The following is a 15,717-nucleotide window of genomic DNA, read 5'->3' as shown; positions in this document are numbered from 1 at the left end:
GAGCGGACACCCGGCATCGGCGGGGGATGACGCCGACCGCCGCGTCATCACGGCGGCACCCCGGCTGTCTTCTCCGCGCGTACCCACGGCGGGAGGCGGACGTGGCCCTGGTCGAGCACCGATCACGATGGCGAACGGCGGCGAACGTGACCGGCGACGTGCTGGTGACGCTCGGACTCGTCCTGGCGCTGTTCGTCGCCTACGAGGTGTGGGGCAAGACCGGTGTCATCAAGGAACACCAGGGCGCGCTGGACCGGGAGCTGGTCCGGGCGTGGACGCCGCCACCGGCCGAGCCCGCGATCCCCCGGGACCCCGCCGCCGTCACCACGAGCGCCGAGCCGCCACCCGTCGAGGACACGACACCGCCGGCGCCGCGACGCACCGCGCTCGGACGCCTGTCCCTGCCCAGGCTCGGTCTGCGGTGGGTGCTCGTCGAGGGTGTCACCCAGGACCTGCTGGAACACGCGCCCGGCCACTACCCCGGGTCGGCGATGCCCGGCGAACTGGGCAACTTCGCCGTCGCCGGGCACCGCAACCCCGGCCTGTTCTGGGACCTCGACCTGGTGCGCGAGGGTGACTTCGCGGTCGTGGAAACCTCGGACACGTGGTTCGTGTACCGCGTGTACCGGATCCACGTCGTGGCGCCGACGGCCGTCGAGGTCGTCGCCGCGGAACCGGGCCGGCCGCGCGCCGCCCCCACCAAGGCGCGCATGACCCTGACCACCTGCAACCCCAAGCTGAACAACTACGAACGGCTGGTCGTGCACGCCGAACTGGACCACTCGCTGCCCAAGGCGTCCGGAACGCCGCGAGAGCTGGAGGGATGACCGTGTACGCATGGATCTGGCGCCACCTCCCGGGCCCCGTCCCCGTTCGGGCGCTCACCGCCCTCCTGCTGGCGGCGGGGTTCGCGGCGCTGCTGTGGTACGGCCTGTTCCCCGTCCTGGACCGGCACTTCTTCGGGTCGGACGGCACCGTGACCACCGGATGACCGCGACCAGGACAGGGAGGTGCCGGTGGCCACGACCTCACCGCTGTGGGTCGGCGTGCGCGTCGTCGGCGACGTGCTGATGAACGTCGGCCTGGCCATGGTCCTGTTCGTCGCCTACGAGACCTGGGGCAAGGTCGGCGAGGTCGACGCCGGCCAACACTCCCTCGAACAGCGCCTGGAACAGGCCTGGACCCCGCCGGGATCACCGCCGACCGACGCCGACCCGTACCCCGCGGGGGCGGGGCAGCCGCCGATCGTCGGCCGACTCCACCTGCCCGCGCTCGGCCTGCGGTTGGTCGTGGTCGACGGCGTGTCCACAGCGGACCTGCGGTTCGCGCCCGGCCACTACCCGGACTCCGCGATGCCGGGCGAGGTCGGCAACATGGCCGTGGCCGGGCACCGCACCCCGGGGATCTTCTGGGACCTCGACCGGCTCGAACCCGGCGACGTGGCCGTGGTGGAGACCGCGGACAGGTGGTACGTCCACCGCGTCACCGGGGTCCGGGTCGTCGCACCCACCGCGGCCGAGGTCGTGGCGCCGGTACCCGATCGGCCGGGCGCCGCGCCGACGGTGGCGATGCTGACGCTGACCACCTGCAACCCCAAGTGGGACAACTACGAACGGCTCGTCGTGCACGCCCGCCTGGACCGCGTCTCGGACAAGACCGGCGGGAAGCCGGACGAACTGACGTGACCCGGCTCCGCGCCGGATCACGACGTGGCGGACCCACCGGGGCGACGGGCGCGGTGGGCCACGGCGAGCTCGACCCGGGACCGGAGGTCGAGCTTGGCCAGCACGTGGGAAACGTGCGTCTGCACCGTTCGGCGGGAGATGAACAGCCGACTCGCGATCGCGGGGTTGGACAGACCCTCCGCCACGAGCGCGGCGACCTCGCGCTCGGTCGGCGTGAGGCTGGCCCAGCCGGACCTGGCCCGGCGTTCGGTGCGGTTGACGCCCTTGCGGATGCCCAGATCGCGGGCACCCGCGTGCAGGTCCGCGGCGTCCCAGGACGCGCCCAGCACGGCGTACGACGCCAACGCCCGGTTGAGCAGGCGGAGAACCTCCGACCGGGGCTCACTCCCCGCCGCCAGCAGCGCCACGTCGGCCTGGAACCCCGCGCGGAACAACGCCCACACCGACCGGTCGTAGTACGCGGCGGCCTCGGCCATCGCGGCCTGGTCCCGGTGCGCCAAGCCCCGGCAGTGCGCCGCCACGGCGCGCAACCACGGCGGAGCCGAATCCCCCAGCCACGCCCGCAGGTCCGCGAGCACGTCACGCACCACGTCCTGCCTGCCGGCGCGCAGGGCCAAACGCACGGTTTCGGGCGCCAGCCGGATCAGCGACGGCCGTTGCGCGGCGTTCACCGGATCCGCACCCGGGCCCGTCCACCCGGCGAAGATCCGCACCGCCTCGTCGATCCGCCCGTGCGCCTGGTGCAGCGACGCCCGCGCCCAGTCGGAGATCCACTCGTAGAACGGGGCTATCGCGCGGACGTCCCCCGTGCGCTCACCCTCGGCCAGGTGCGCCTCGGCGGCCGGCACGTCCAGCCGGTGCACGTGGATCAACGCGGCCAGGCTGTGCAGGAACCGGGCCATCCAGTCCGGGCGCTGGCGCTGCTCCACGGTCAACCCCGCCTCGACCTCGGCCAGCGCGTCGTCCCAGCGGCCGTCGGCGAACATGACGAACGCGCGGGAGAACGCGCAGTGCCGGCTGTAGAAACCCCACTTCCGGTCGGCCAACGCCTGGGCGGCGGCCATCGCGTCGTCGGCCTCGGCGCTCAGGTCGAGGTCGAGCAGGCAGTGACCGTGGATCTGGTGCAGCACGATCACCCGGTCCCACGACGCGTGCGCGGCGAGCGCGCTGCGGATCGCGCGGTGGGCCAGGTCGCGGCCCGCGTCCGGCTCGCACCGCAGGTACCGGACGACGGACAGCGTCTGGTAAGCGTGGGCGAGCGCGCCCACCTCGTCGAGCTCCACCGCCGTCTCGGCCGCCCAGGTCGCGATGGACTCGGCTCGGTCGAGGTCGCCGACGGTGAACCGGGCGACCGAGCCGAACGCCTGGAACCGCACCTCGTCGTGCGCGTCGAGGTCGGAGAACACCAGCGCCTGCTCCACCTCCGCCGCGGCCAGGTCCGCGCGACCCGCCACGTACAACGCCTGCGCCAAGAGCCACCGCAGACTGCTCCCCTCGACCCGGCCGGGGTGGTCCGCCAACGCCTGCCGCGCCTCCAGTTCGGCTTCCTCCAGCAGACCCGAGCGCAGCATCGCGCCGACCAGCAGGACCCGCGCGGCCCCGCGGCGCGGGTCGGCCGGGCTGCCGAGGGCGACGGCGCGCTGGAGCAGGACCAGGGCCGTGTCGGGGACCCGGACCAGCAGCCCCGGTCCGTGCGCCACCAGCCAGCGCACGACCTCCGGCGAGCCGCTGGGCGAGCCCAGGGCGAGGTGCTCGGCGGTCCGCTCGGGCGGCGCGCCCGACGCCGCCAGCTTCATCGCGGCGTCCAGGTGCATGGCCTCCCGCACGAGCCGCGGCAGCGCGCCGTACACGACCTCGCGCACGACGTCGTGCTGGAACACCAGCCGCTCCTGCCGTTCGGCCAGCACGCCGATCGCGATGGCGCGGAGCACGGCGTCGGTCACCTCCGGGACCGACCGGGAGGTGACCGAGGCGATCTCGGGGATGGTGTGCCCGGAGCCCAACACCGCCACGGCGCGCAGGACGTCGAGGGTGTCGCCGGGCACCTGGCGCAACCTGCGGGCCACGACCTCCCCCAACGACGCCGACACCTGGTCGGCGACCGCCTCCGCCACGCCCTGCTCGACGCGGACGACCCCGCGGTCGCGGAGGTCGTGGACCAGTTCCAGCACGTACAGCGGGTTGCCGCCGGTGCCCTCCAGCGCCCGCCGCAGCACCGGGCCCGGCCGCCCGCCCAACAACCCGGCCGCGAGGTCGTCCACCGCGTCGGCCCCCAGGGGTCCCGGCGTGATCAGCGCCGCGCCGCGCCGCGCCAGGCTCCGGCGCAGGGGGCGCAGCTCGCCGGAGGTCCTCGCGGCGAGGACGATCAACAGCGGCAACTGGTGCAGCGCCTTGCCCAACTGGTGGATGACCACCCGGCTGGCGTCGTCGGCCCAGTGGAGGTCGTCCACCACCAGCACCACGGGCCCGGCGGCGCACAGGTCGTCCACGACGGCGAGCAGCGCCTCCACCGCCGAGATCTCGGCGTCGGCCCGACTGGCTTCGAGCTGGGCCGCGTCCCTGATCCGCTCGGCGGTCCGCGCCGACTCGGGATTCGCCGACGCGGGGTCCACGCCCAGACAACCGCAGATCGCGGCGAAGGGCACGTTGCGCTCCAGTTCCTCGGCCGCCCACACCCACACCCGCAGACCTCGTGCGCGCGCGTCCTGCTCGACCGCCCGGAGCAGGGCCGACTTGCCGATCCCGGGCGCACCCTCGACCAGCACGGCGCGACCGACACCGGTCGAGACGTCCCGCACGGCCTCGGCCAGCCGAGCCGACTCGGCGGCGCGGCCGACCAGCGGCGCGACGTCGTCCTCCACGGCCTGTCCCCCTCCCGCACCCGGTCGAAGTGGTGTCCAGTCCGACACCGGGGCGCCCGCGGGAATGACGGGGAGCGGACCCGGTCCGCCGCGCCGGGCGGATCGACGAGGTGAAGCGCCGTCACCATGACACCGGGTGACATGTCATTGCCTACATGGAGATCCGGCCGTCCTTGCCCCGAGACGTCGCGGCCGCCCGCCGTCTCGCGCTCGTGCTGACGTCCTCGGACTGGATGGCCGAGGAGATCGCGGTGCGCGCCGTGCGGCGCGCCGAGCACAGCCGTGACACCGGCCCCGTGTGCCCCTTCCGGGTGCGGGTCCTGCTGTGCGTGCCGGGGGAGGTCGCCGAAGTGCGCCACGCGCTCGGGTTGGCCGCCGACGACGGCCAGGACACATCGATGCCGACCGCGGGGTTGCTCGACCGGTGGTCCGAGATGTACTTCCGGCTCCCGGTCACCGACCAGGCGGTGCTGTGGCACCGCTACGTCGAGGGGGAGGACGAGGCCACCGCCGCCCTGTCGGCCGGCATCACCGCGGACGCCGTCACGCCGCGCGTCGCGCAAGCCGAAGCGGCCCTGTGCGCCCTGTTCATGGCGCAGGCGGCCGCGTCGGCGGGCAGTCGGGACTGCCGGCTGTCCTCCACCGCAACGCCGGCCGAGGACCACCTCGCCCGCTGTGCCCGGTGCGCGGCCGTCGCCGAGGCGCGGTCCACGCTCACCACCGTCGTGATGCGGCGCGCGGTGGCGGCTGTCGTCGGCAACCGGGTCGCCACCTTCTACTGCCCGGCGCTGTTCGGGAACGAGCTCGCAGTGCGACCCGCGCCGGGCGGACGAGCCTGGCAGGCTCCCCCTCCGCTGCCCGGCCGCGGTCCCGTGTCGCGCTCGCGGCACGTCGGCGGGCAGGCCACGGCCGCGGTGGTGGCCACGGTCCTCGCGGGCGTCACCCTGGCGGGTGCGGCCTCCCTGGTGTGGCGCGACGGCACAGCTCCCGCCGGACCCGTCGCCGCGCCCACCGCCGTCACGACCACGTCACCGCGGCTCTCCCCCACCGCGGGCGTCCTGCAACCCGGCAACCTCGACGTGCTGTCCACCACGCCGACGGCTCCACCGCCCGCCACGACCGTCGCCGCCCCGGTGCGCGCCGAGGGGGTGCTGGCGCTGGAACCGGTGACCATCGACGGCCCGCTGACCGCCGGCGGGACCGTCGGCCTGCACCTCGCGCTCGCCAACGTCGGGCACGGCCCGCTCCGCGACCTGGTGGTCCAGGTGGAGCTGCGTGACGCGTCCCCCGCGGGCCGTCCCCGTGTCCCCGACGACTGGCTGTGCGGCGCCGTGGCGAACGGCTACCGCTGCGAGGCGGTCGAGGTGGCCGCCGGGGCGCTGGTCGTGCTGGAGTTGCCGCTGCGCGCCGACGACTCCGTCGAGACCGTGGTGGTCATCGGCCGGGTGTGGTCCGAAGGCCGCCTCGCGACGACGTCCTATTCCACCTTCACCACGGTGCGACGTCCCACGACGCCCCGTCCCACGCCGTCCTCGACAGCACCGGCGACCACCGCCACCAGCGCCGCCCCCTCGACGAGCCCCCGCTCGACGGTCGTCACGTCCACCAGCCCCGGCTGAGGAGCGCAACCTCCGCCGGCCGGCTGATGCGCGGGCCACCGCAGCCGGCTCAAGCTGGGGCCGGATCAAGCCGGCGCTGAATCAAGCCGGCGCTGAATCCGGCGGCGCCGGCGTCGAAGCGCCGCGTGGCGGGACGGTCCGGCCGACCCGGGCGGCGGGACGGTCCGGCCGGATCCGGGCGGTCGCATCATCTCCGGCCGGTCGGCGCGGTCTACGTAGACGACAGAGGAGGCGTCCGTCATGAGCCGACCCGAGCCGGAGCAGACCCGCGACTACTACCCGCGACTTCGTGCCGCCGCCGCACAGGTCCCGTCCACGCGTGAGCAGCAGGCGTTCCCCGGTTGGGAGCACGCGGACGAGGACGCGGACCGCCCACCCCGGGGGCCGCGGCCCCGCCGCGGCGTGGTCGTCTGGATCTTCCTCGCCCTGCTCCTGGTCCTGGTCCTGGTCGCGGTGGCGCAGCGGCCGGCGCAGCTCAACACGGTGCGGCTCCCCTCCTCCGACGAGCCGGTCATCGAAGCGGTCGGGCGGCACTGGCCGGGGTGGTCGCCCGACGGCGGGAGGTGGCGGGGAGAGCCGGCCCCGGCCGGCCCGTCGGACGCCGGATCCGCACCCGACGCGCACACCCCGGCGCCGGACGAGCCGACCGGGGCCGAACGGGCACCCGCCGTGGTGCTGGGCGGGGCCGCCGCCACCGGTCGAGGCATCCCGGAGGTGGCGCACCTGGCCTACGTCAACGCGGCCGACGTGCTCGGTCGAGACCTGCCCGGCTGCGGACTGCACTGGTCGCTGCTCGCCGCGATCGGGCAGGTCGAGTCCAACCACGGGCGGTTCGGCGGCGGTCAGCTGCGGCCGGACGGCACCAGCACGGTCCGCGTGCTGGGTCCGGCGTTGGACGGGCGGCCCGGGTTCGCGCTGATCACGAACGCCGACGGCTCCTACGTCCGCGCCGTCGGGCCGATGCAGTTCCTGCCCTCCTCCTGGGCTCCGGTGGCCTCCGACGGCAACGGCGACGGCGTCACCGACCCGTTCAACATCTTCGACGCCGCGGTCGGCGCGGGACGGTACCTGTGCGCCTACGGCACCGACCTGAAGTCCTCGGCCGGGTTGCGGTCGGCGGTGTTCCGCTACAACCACTCCGACGAGTACGTGGCCACCGTGCTGGCGTTGGCGACGGCGTACGCGACCGGCACCACCCCGGTGCTGCCCTCGCCGCCGGCCGACAGCCTGCCCGCCGACGACGTGGTCGTCATCATGGACCCGCCGGCGACCGAGCCGAGCACCCCCGCCGAGGAACCCCAGCCGACGCCGGGAACCACCCCGCCCACGCAGGAACCCCCCGACACCACCACACCCCCGGACACCACCACACCCGAGACCACCACACCGCCCGAGACCACGACACCGCCGGACACCACCACGCCCGAGACCACCACACCACCGGAGACCACCACGCCCGGCACCACCACACCGCCGGAGACCACGACACCCGAACCGACCTCGCCGCCCGAGACCACGACGACCAGCGAGCAGGAGCCGACCACGGTCACCCCGTCCGTCGAGACGATCCACTCCCTGGTCGAGACCACGACCTCACCGGTCGACCAGTGGACGGACCCGAGCTGATCCCACCCGGTCAGGACTGGGCGCCGCGCAGCACGGTCGCCGTCAGCTCCGGACAGGTCTCCAACAACCACCCGGTCAACTTCGGCAGCGACCCCAGTCCCGGCACTTCGTGCACCACCGTCTCGGTCACGATGAGGTTCCGGATACCGCTCACCGCGGCCTCGACCGCCGATTGGCGCGCCGGGTCGTCGAAGATCACGGCGATCGCGGAATCGCCCAGGAACACGGCCAGGTCCGGCCCGTCCAGCAGGGCGCGCACCGTCGAGGCGACGATCATCCGCAGCTCGACGGTGCGCCACGTCCCCTCATGGGCCACCCACCGGCACACCCACAGCTCGTCACCGAGGCGGCACCGCCGCCGAGCCGACGACCAGAGCGCGCCGAGCAGCGCGACCGGCGTGTCGAACCCGGTCGACGGATCGACCAGGGCGGCTTCGAGCAGGGTCCCGGCCACCGCGGCGTCCATGCCGCGCGACGCGTGCTCGAACACCTCGGCCGGACGCAGCGCCCGCCCACCGAGGCCGGCGGCTTCGGCCAGGGCCTCCACGTCCGCCCGCAGCTCGGCGGGCCCCGCACCGTCGACGCTGCGCTGGTAACCGAGCGCGAACAGGTGCTCCGCCAAGGGCGAGCCCGCCACCACGGCCTCGGCCACGACGCTGACCTCGGGTGTCCGCCACGCCGGGGAGTCCTCGGGCAGGCGGGCGACAGCCAGGTCCTCCCACGTCGCGAGCAGCCGCTCGCGCTCGGCGTCAGCGGACTCCGGGTCGCGGTCCACCGGTGGGTCGGTCGGCTGCATCGGGGCCTCCAGTCGTCGCCGCCGGCACGGTTACCCGCACCACAGCGACGCCAACCCCGAACGGTTTAACTCGATAGGGGGAACCCCTCCGATCTCGATCAGTCAGCCGATACAACGGCCGCGGCACGCATGGCACCGTGACCGGACGAGCGCCGACGGCCGGCGACCGCATCGGGTTCGACGGCCACGACGCCACCGCGAACGGTTCGCCCCACTCCGGCGATCGCTCCCGGTGCCACCGCCGCCCGCCGTCGCCGCCGGGCCGCCGAGCAACCCCAGTGGAAAGGTTGGTGCGATGGCGCACGCCCGATTCGAGTCACTCGGCGTCCACTTACCGGACACCGTCACCTCGACGGAGGAACTCCTGCGCCGCATGCACCGGCCACCCCGATTCGACCTCGAAGAGCTCACCGGCATCAAGAACCGACGCACCCACGACACCAGGCCCGACTCGTACGAGGACTCCTTCGTGCTCGCCACGAAGGCCGCGTCGCGCTGCCTGCACCGGTCGCGCTACCGCGCCGACGAGCTGGAGGTCCTCATCTGCGCGTCCGTCACCCGGCTGAAGGACGGCAACCGGTTCCACTTCGAACCGTCGTTCGCCTCGATGCTCGCGCGCGCCCTCGGCGCGGACTCGGCCATCCACTTCGACGTGTCCAACGCGTGCGCCGGGATGCTGACCGGCGTGCTCGTGCTGGAGCGGATGATCGCGTCCGGCGCGGTCCGCAACGGGATGGTCGTCAGCGGCGAGCAGATCACGCCGATCGCCGAGACCGCCGCCCGGGAGATCAGGACCGCCCGGGACCCGCAGGTCGCCTCCCTGACGGTCGGCGACTCCGGCGCGGCCGTGATCCTCGACCGCTCCGGCGACCCCATGGACCGCATCCACCACGTCGAACTGGCCACCTTCGCCGACCAGGCGCAGTCGTGCATCGCGATGCCCAGCGAACACAGCCAGGGATTCGCCATGTTCACCGACCACGCGCACCCGCAGAGCCCGGAACGGCTCGACCGGTGGCCGGCGTTCTACGACGCCGTGCTCGAACGATCCGGCACGACGTTCGAGCACGAGAGGTTCGACCACGTCGTCCACCACCAGGTGGGCACCCGGGTCATCGACGCCATGGACCGGGCTGGCGAGGCGTTCTTCGCCACCCCCATGCCCGCCTCGCTCCGCACGGTCGAGGAGCACGGCAACACGTCCTCGACCTCGCACTTCGTCGTCCTCCACGAGCACCTCAAGACGGGGGTGCTGCGGCGGGGCGCGAAGGTGCTGCTCGTCACCGCCGGCTCCGGGGGCGTCACGGGTTGCCTGTCCGCCACCCTCTCCTCGCTGGAGGCGTAGGTGGGAGTGATCATCACAGCGACCGCCGTCGCGGCACCGGGCAGCGAACGCGGTTCGACCCGGCACGCGGCCGCGGCGGCCGCCGCCTGCGTCCGCACCGCCGGGATCACCGCCGACGACGTGGACGTGCTGATCAACACCGGGATCTACCGCGACGCCAACACGGTCGCGCCCGCCGTGGCCGCGCTCGTCCAACGCGAGATCGGCATGCACCTGCGACCCGAGCGGGACCGCGCACGCCCCGCCGCGTTGTCCTTCGACCTGGCCAACGGCGCCTGCGGCCCCCTCAACGCGGTCCAGGTCGCCTCGGCCCTGCTCCACACGCGGGCGACGTACGCGCTTGTCGTGTCCGGCGACGCGCACCCGTCGTGCCGGGCCCCCTTCACCCCGCCGCAGCCCCGATTCCCCTACCTGACAGCCGGTGCCGCGATGCTGCTGGAACGGGTCGACGACCCCGAGGTGGGCTTCGGGCCGCTGTCCACCGCCACCGGCGAGCCCGACTCGCCCCCGATCGTCCGGGGCTACCTCGACGTCTCCCGCATGGGCCGCGCGGGCCGGCACACCGTCACCGTCGAGCAGGACCCCGACCACCTGCCGCACCTGCTCGACCTGGTCAGCCGGACGGCGACCAGCTACGCCGAGTCGCACGGCATCGACCTCGACCGCACGCTCGTCGTGACGGGACATCCCACACCCCTGTTCGGCAGGCGGGTGGCGAGCAGGCTCGGCATCCCCGCCACCGCCGCCGCCACGGCGACCGGGCTCGGCGGCGACCCCCACACCTCCGCGCTGACCATCGCCTACCACCACCACGCGGACCGCGTTCAGCGCGACGGGTTCCGCCACGTCCTGTTCGTCACCGCGGGCGCGGGCCCCTCCGCCGCCTGCGTCGGGTACCGGCCGCCGCGCAGCGCCCGGTGAACCCGGGACCCGCCTGCCGGCTCCGGGCACACGCCCTCGCTCGTCCCGGCCGCGGCGCGCTGGCCGGGCGGGCGTCACAGTCCGGGCGACCGGACTGTCTACCCCGGAGGGGGACATCGCCGCGGCAAGTCCAAGGAGGCACGATGGGCAGCGGTACCCCGGGCTCCCGACTCGGGAAGGTAGCGCGCCTGCTGACCGCGGCCGCGCTGAGCGCACTGGTGGTCAACGGCGAGGCGGACGCGCACCCGTCGTCCCCGCGACAGGCGGCCGGCGGGGCCGACTCCCCGCGCCGGATCGACAACAGCTACATCGTCGTGCTCGACGACAGCCTCGCGGGACCGGTCGACGGCCACGTGGTGCGGTTGACCGCCCGCCACGGAGGTCGCGCCAAATCGACCTTCCGGCACGCGCTGCGCGGCTTCAGCGCCGAACTGACCGACGCGCAGGCGCAGCGGATGGCCGCCGACCCCGGCGTCGCCCACGTGCAGCCGAACTCCGTGGTCCGCGCGACCGCGGTGCAGACCCCCACCGGCTCCTGGGGGATCGACCGCAGCGACCAGCGGGGCCGCCCGCTGGACAACACCTACGGCTACCGCACCACCGCGAGCAACGTCAACGCCTACGTCCTCGACACCGGCGTCCGCCTGACCCACACCGACTTCGGCGGCCGGGCGGTCACCGGGTTCGACGCGATCACCGCCGGCGGGACCGCCACCGACTGCAACGGCCACGGCACCCATGTCGCGGGCACGCTCGGGGGCACGACGTACGGCATGGCCAAGGGAGTGCGCCTGCACTCCGTGCGGGTGCTCGCCTGCAACGGCGAAGGCTCGGACGCCTCCGTCCTCGCCGGACTGGACTGGGTGGTGCGCAACGCGGTCCGGCCCGCCGTGGTCAACATGAGCCTCGGCGGCGACCCGAGCACCGCGATGGACAGCGCGGTGCGGCGGGTCGTGGCCGCCGGCATCCCGGTCGTGGTCGCGGCCGGCAACGGCGACGCCAACCTCAACCCCGTCGACGCGTGCGCGGAATCCCCCGCCCGGGTCGCGGAAGCCATCGTCGTCACCGGCACCGACTCCGGCGATGCGCGGATCTCGTGGGTCAACACCGGCGGCTGCGTCGACCTGTTCGCCCCGGGCCGGTCGATCGTCTCGGCGGCCGACGCGACCGACACCGCGACCCGGACCCTGAGCGGCACGTCGATGGCCGCGCCCCACGTGGCCGGAGCCGTCGCGCTCCACCTCGCCGGCAACACCACCGCGACCTCGGCCCAGGTGCGGGACGCGATCGTGAGCGCGGCGACCCCGGGCATCGTCACCAACCCCGGCGCCGGCACCCCCAACTGGCTGCTCTACAGCTCCCCCACCGGCAGCGCGACGGGCGGCGACCGGATCCTGCGCGGCGAGACGCTCCTGCCCGGGCAGCAGAAGACCTCCGCCAACGGCGCCTACCGGCTCACCCTGCAAACCGACGGCAACCTCGTCCTCTACAACGCGCAGAACCAGGCGCTGTGGCACACCGTCACCTGGGGCACCGACGTCACCCGCGCGATCCTCCAGACCGACGGCAACTTCGTCCTCTACTCCACCGCCGGCGTCGCGCGCTGGCACACCCACACCTGGGGCACCGCCGGCGACCGCTTCATCGTCCAGTCCGATTCCAACGTCGTGCTCTACGGGCACGGCAACCCCTACTTCTGGCACCGCTGGTGACCGCGGCCGCGGGCGGGCACCCGGCACGGCCGGTTCAAGGGCGCGGCGCGGAGCCGCCGGACGACCCGGTCCGGCCCGCCGCGGCCACCGCCACCTCCACCCTGGAACTCAAGCTCAGCTTGACCAACACGCTGGACACGTGGGTCTGGACCGTGCGGCGGGAGATGAACATCCGCGCCGCGATCGCCGGGTTCGACAGCCCCTCGGCCACCAGCGCCGCCACCGTCCGCTCGGTCGGGGTGAGGCTGTCCCACCCCTCCCGCACCCGCGTCGAGGGGCGCCGCACCCCGCGCCGGAACCCGGAGGCACGGGCTCGTGCGTGCAGGTCCGCGACATCGCGCACCGCACCGAGTCGCCCGTAGAGTTCCAAGGCGGCGTTCACCGCGCGCAACGTCCGTGCGCGAGGCTGGTGCTCGACCATCGACAGGGCCAGGTCGGCCTGGTAGTCGGCCCGGAACAACACCCACCGCGACGAGTCGTAGTAGCGCCCGGCGTCGGCCAGGGCGGCGCGATCACCGTCGACCAAGCCGCGGCAGTGCGCCTCGGCCGCCCGCAGCATCGGCGGGGGCTGCCCCATGTCCACCATCGCCGCCCGCACGTTCGCCGCCATCTGCACGGCCAGATCACCTCGCCCGTGCTCCAGCGCGCGACGGACGACCAAGGGCGCCAAACGCACCAGCGACGGCCACTGGGCCGCGATGGTGGACTTCGACAACGGGCCCACCCACTCGGCGTAGAGGTCCAGGGCTTGCTCGGTCTCGCCCCGCACCTCGTGCATGCACGCGCGCGCCCACGTGGACAGCCACGCGTAGAACGGCGCGATGGCGCGGACGTCGCCCGCCGACGCGGCGTGGACCAGGTGGTGCTCGGCCGCGACGTCCTCCATGCGGTGCAGGTGGATCAGCGCGGCGAGGCTGTGCAGCGAACCCTTCATCCAGTCCGGTTGCTGCTGGCGTTCCACCCCGAGGCCCGCGGCGATCTCGGCCAACGCGTCGTCCCAGCGGCCGTCGGCGAACATGATGAACGCCCGCGAGAACAGGCAATGCCGCGTGTGCAGGCCCCAGCGCTGCTCGGCCAGGCGTTGCGCCGCGCGCATCGCCTCGTCGGCTTCGCGGCTGCGGTCCAGCTCCATCAGGCAGTGACCGTGGATCTGGTGCAGCACGATCACCCGGTCCCAGGGGGCGTCGGCGGCCAACGCCACGCGGATGGCGCGTTCGGCGAGTTCACGGCCGGCTTCCGGTTGGCAGCGCAGGTACTTCACCACCGCCTGGGCTTGGTAGGCGTGCGCGAGCGCCCCGGCCTCACCGGTCTCGGTCGCGCCGTCCGCCGCCCACGCGGCGGCCGCCTCGGCCTGGTCGAGGTCGCCGATCGTGAAGCGCGCCACCGCGTCGAACGCGCGGAAGCGGAGTTCGTCCGCCGGCGTGAGACCACCGCCGGTGCGCAACGCCCGCTCGACCTCGATCACCGCCAGGTCCGCTCGGCCCGCCGCGTAGAGCGTCTGCGCGAGCAGCCACCGCAGCGTGCCGGTCACCCCGGGGTCGTCGCTGTCATTCAGCGCTTGCCGGGCGTGGTGCTCGGCGTCGTCGAGCAGGCCGGTCCGTAGCAGCGCGCCGGTGAGCAGGGTCCGGGCGAGCAGCCGGTTGGGGTCGGCCGTGTCGCCGAGCCGCACCGCCCGGGCCAGCAGCGTGGCCGCCGTGTCGGGGGTCCGCACGACCAGGTCCGTGCCGTGCGCGACCAGCCAGGCGGTCACGGCGGGCTGCCCGGTCGGGGTGCCCGCGACGAGGTGCTCGGCGGTGCGTTCCACGGGCGCCGACGCGCCCATGAGGTTGAGTGCGGCGTCCAGGTGCATCGCCTCCCGCACCGGTGTGGGCAACGCCGTGTAGAGGGCTTGGCGGATGAGGTCGTGCTGGAAGTCCAGCCGGCCGCCGGTGTCGGTGAGCACCCCGGTGGAGGTGGCGTGCAGGACCGCCGCGGTCACGTCGGCCGGCGGGCGGCGCGTGACCGCCGCCGTCTCGGCGACCGTGTAACCCGGCCCCAGCAGTGCGACGGCCCGCAGGACCGCCAGTTCGTCCTCGGACAGGAAGTCCAACCGGCCGAGCACCGCGTCGCCCAGCGACGCGGACACCCGCGCGTCCTCGGTGTCCGCGCGTCCGTCACGGACCCGGACCGCGCCTCGTTCCACCAGGTCGTTGACGAACTCGACCACGTACAGCGGATTCCCGCCGGCGCTCTCCAGCGCGCGGCTCAGGTTGTCCCCGATCGGCCGGCCGAGCAGGCCGGCGGCGAGGTCGCCCACCGCCGCGGTCGACAAGGGCGCCAGGGACAGCACGGCGGCGCCGCGGGCGGCCAGGCTGCGCCACAACGGGTCCTGGTCGACCGCGCGCGTCGCGAGGACGATCAGCAGCGGCAACTGCCCGAGGGACTTGCCCAGGCAGTGCAGCGCCAGTCGGCTGGCGGGATCGGCCCACTGCAGGTCGTCCAGCGCCACGACCACCGGCGCCTCGGCGCAGCGTTCGTCGACCCACGACACGACCTTCTCCACGATCGACAGCTCGAAGTCCGCGCGCGTGCGGAACAACTGCGCGGTGTCGCCGATGTCGCGGGCGATCGCGGCGAGCCGCGGGTCCGGCGAACCGGGGTGGATGCCCAGGCACCCGCGCAGCGCCGAGAACGGCAGGTGCCGCTCCATCTGCTCGGCCGTCCCGACCCGCACCAGCGCGCCGAGGTCGCGCGCGTGCCGCGTCGCCGCCCGCAGCAGCGCGGTCTTGCCGATGCCCGGAGGGCCTTGCAGCAGGACCGCACGGCCGGTGCCCGCGATCACCTCATCGACCGCGTGGCGCACCGCCGTCCACTCCTCGCCGCGGCCGATCACGCCCCCCTGCCCGGACATCACCGGCCCCCCGCTCGCGACCGGACCCGCTCGAACGACGGCGAGGGCGAAACCTTGGACATGGGTGCTGTGTCAACCTCGGAAGCTCGGCGCGGGTCGGTGCTGGGTTCGCCGCGGGTTCGGCGGTGGTCAAGGGGGTCGAGGTCGTCGTTCACACGAGGTAGAGCTTGCCCGCACACCCGCCGGCGACGTATCGGCCACCTGACGGAGAAGTGCCCGGGCGGGGAGGCGGCGGCTGTGGCGTCCGCCTCCCCGCCCGGGG

At 74.2% G+C, this 15,717-nt stretch carries 11 protein-coding genes; 8 read left to right on the top strand and 3 right to left on the bottom strand.

Annotated elements, in window-relative coordinates:
* Positions 1-101 precede the first annotated feature (101 nt).
* Genes AB0A74_RS01280 through AB0A74_RS01270 form a run of 3 tightly spaced genes read left to right on the top strand, consistent with a single transcriptional unit; the run spans position 102 to position 1,685 of the window.
* Entirely contained in the window at positions 102-827 is a 726-nt protein-coding gene (locus tag AB0A74_RS01280; protein WP_358246885.1) for a class E sortase, read from the top strand.
* A complete protein-coding gene (locus AB0A74_RS01275) occupies positions 824-991 on the top strand; it encodes a hypothetical protein (RefSeq protein ID WP_358247015.1) in 168 nt (55 codons plus the stop codon). Before AB0A74_RS01280 ends, AB0A74_RS01275 begins: the two co-directional genes overlap by 4 nt.
* Before the next feature lie 25 nt (positions 992-1,016).
* The gene (locus AB0A74_RS01270; RefSeq protein ID WP_358246884.1) at positions 1,017-1,685 is read left to right on the top strand and encodes a class E sortase; all 669 of its coding nucleotides are present in this window, start codon (positions 1,017-1,019) and stop codon (positions 1,683-1,685) included.
* Positions 1,686-1,702: 17 nt separating this feature from the next.
* Here the strand turns inward: AB0A74_RS01270 and AB0A74_RS01265 are convergent, their stop codons facing one another.
* Positions 1,703-4,546, bottom strand: coding sequence for an AAA family ATPase (locus AB0A74_RS01265; protein WP_358246883.1), 2,844 nt, complete (start codon positions 4,544-4,546; stop codon positions 1,703-1,705).
* Between the two features lie 155 nt (positions 4,547-4,701).
* Between AB0A74_RS01265 and AB0A74_RS01260 the strand changes: the two genes are divergently transcribed.
* Positions 4,702-6,165, top strand: coding sequence for a hypothetical protein (locus tag AB0A74_RS01260; RefSeq protein WP_358246882.1), 1,464 nt, complete (start codon positions 4,702-4,704; stop codon positions 6,163-6,165).
* A 240-nt stretch (positions 6,166-6,405) separates the two neighbouring features.
* Complete coding sequence (locus AB0A74_RS01255; RefSeq protein ID WP_358246881.1) at positions 6,406-7,791, top strand: lytic transglycosylase domain-containing protein; 1,386 nt, start codon at positions 6,406-6,408, stop codon at positions 7,789-7,791.
* A gap of 10 nt (positions 7,792-7,801) precedes the next feature.
* On the opposite strand, the gene AB0A74_RS01250 is transcribed toward AB0A74_RS01255, so the two are convergent.
* A complete protein-coding gene (locus AB0A74_RS01250) occupies positions 7,802-8,587 on the bottom strand; it encodes a hypothetical protein (protein WP_358246880.1) in 786 nt (261 codons plus the stop codon).
* A gap of 295 nt (positions 8,588-8,882) precedes the next feature.
* Between AB0A74_RS01250 and AB0A74_RS01245 the strand changes: the two genes are divergently transcribed.
* The 3 genes from AB0A74_RS01245 (at position 8,883) to AB0A74_RS01235 (ending at position 12,565) form a co-directional block, all read left to right on the top strand.
* Positions 8,883-9,932, top strand: coding sequence for a 3-oxoacyl-[acyl-carrier-protein] synthase III C-terminal domain-containing protein (locus tag AB0A74_RS01245; RefSeq protein WP_358246879.1), 1,050 nt, complete (start codon positions 8,883-8,885; stop codon positions 9,930-9,932).
* A 6-nt stretch (positions 9,933-9,938) separates the two neighbouring features.
* Complete coding sequence (locus tag AB0A74_RS01240; protein ID WP_358246878.1) at positions 9,939-10,853, top strand: hypothetical protein; 915 nt, start codon at positions 9,939-9,941, stop codon at positions 10,851-10,853.
* Positions 10,854-10,996: 143 nt separating this feature from the next.
* Positions 10,997-12,565 (top strand): S8 family serine peptidase, encoded by a 1,569-nt coding sequence (locus tag AB0A74_RS01235; RefSeq protein WP_358246877.1) that lies wholly within the window; start codon positions 10,997-10,999, stop codon positions 12,563-12,565.
* 34 nt (positions 12,566-12,599) lie between these two features.
* Here the strand turns inward: AB0A74_RS01235 and AB0A74_RS01230 are convergent, their stop codons facing one another.
* Positions 12,600-15,455 carry an AAA family ATPase gene (locus AB0A74_RS01230; protein ID WP_358246876.1) on the bottom strand — a complete coding sequence of 952 codons (2,856 nt, stop codon included), beginning with the start codon at positions 15,453-15,455 and terminating at the stop codon, positions 12,600-12,602.
* Positions 15,456-15,717: the final 262 nt, after the last annotated feature.

The sequence above is a fragment of the Saccharothrix sp. NPDC042600 genome (genome assembly GCF_040647305.1).
In the GTDB taxonomy this organism is placed as follows: domain Bacteria; phylum Actinomycetota; class Actinomycetes; order Mycobacteriales; family Pseudonocardiaceae; genus Actinosynnema; species Actinosynnema mutabilis.
This window is presented reverse-complemented; position numbering and strand designations above follow the sequence as displayed.

What these genes read in the sequence shown, in the direction of transcription:
- AB0A74_RS01275 (WP_358247015.1), top strand. Translation starts at nt 824, where the DNA reads ATGACCGTGTACGCATGGATCTGGCGCCACCTCCCGGGCCCCGTCCCC.
- AB0A74_RS01260 (WP_358246882.1), top strand. Translation starts at nt 4,702, where the DNA reads ATGGAGATCCGGCCGTCCTTGCCCCGAGACGTCGCGGCCGCCCGCCGT.
- AB0A74_RS01255 (WP_358246881.1), top strand. Translation starts at nt 6,406, where the DNA reads ATGAGCCGACCCGAGCCGGAGCAGACCCGCGACTACTACCCGCGACTT.
- AB0A74_RS01250 (WP_358246880.1), bottom strand. Translation starts at nt 8,587, where the DNA reads ATGCAGCCGACCGACCCACCGGTGGACCGCGACCCGGAGTCCGCTGAC.
- AB0A74_RS01245 (WP_358246879.1), top strand. Translation starts at nt 8,883, where the DNA reads ATGGCGCACGCCCGATTCGAGTCACTCGGCGTCCACTTACCGGACACC.
- AB0A74_RS01235 (WP_358246877.1), top strand. Translation starts at nt 10,997, where the DNA reads ATGGGCAGCGGTACCCCGGGCTCCCGACTCGGGAAGGTAGCGCGCCTG.
- AB0A74_RS01230 (WP_358246876.1), bottom strand. Translation starts at nt 15,455, where the DNA reads ATGTCCGGGCAGGGGGGCGTGATCGGCCGCGGCGAGGAGTGGACGGCG.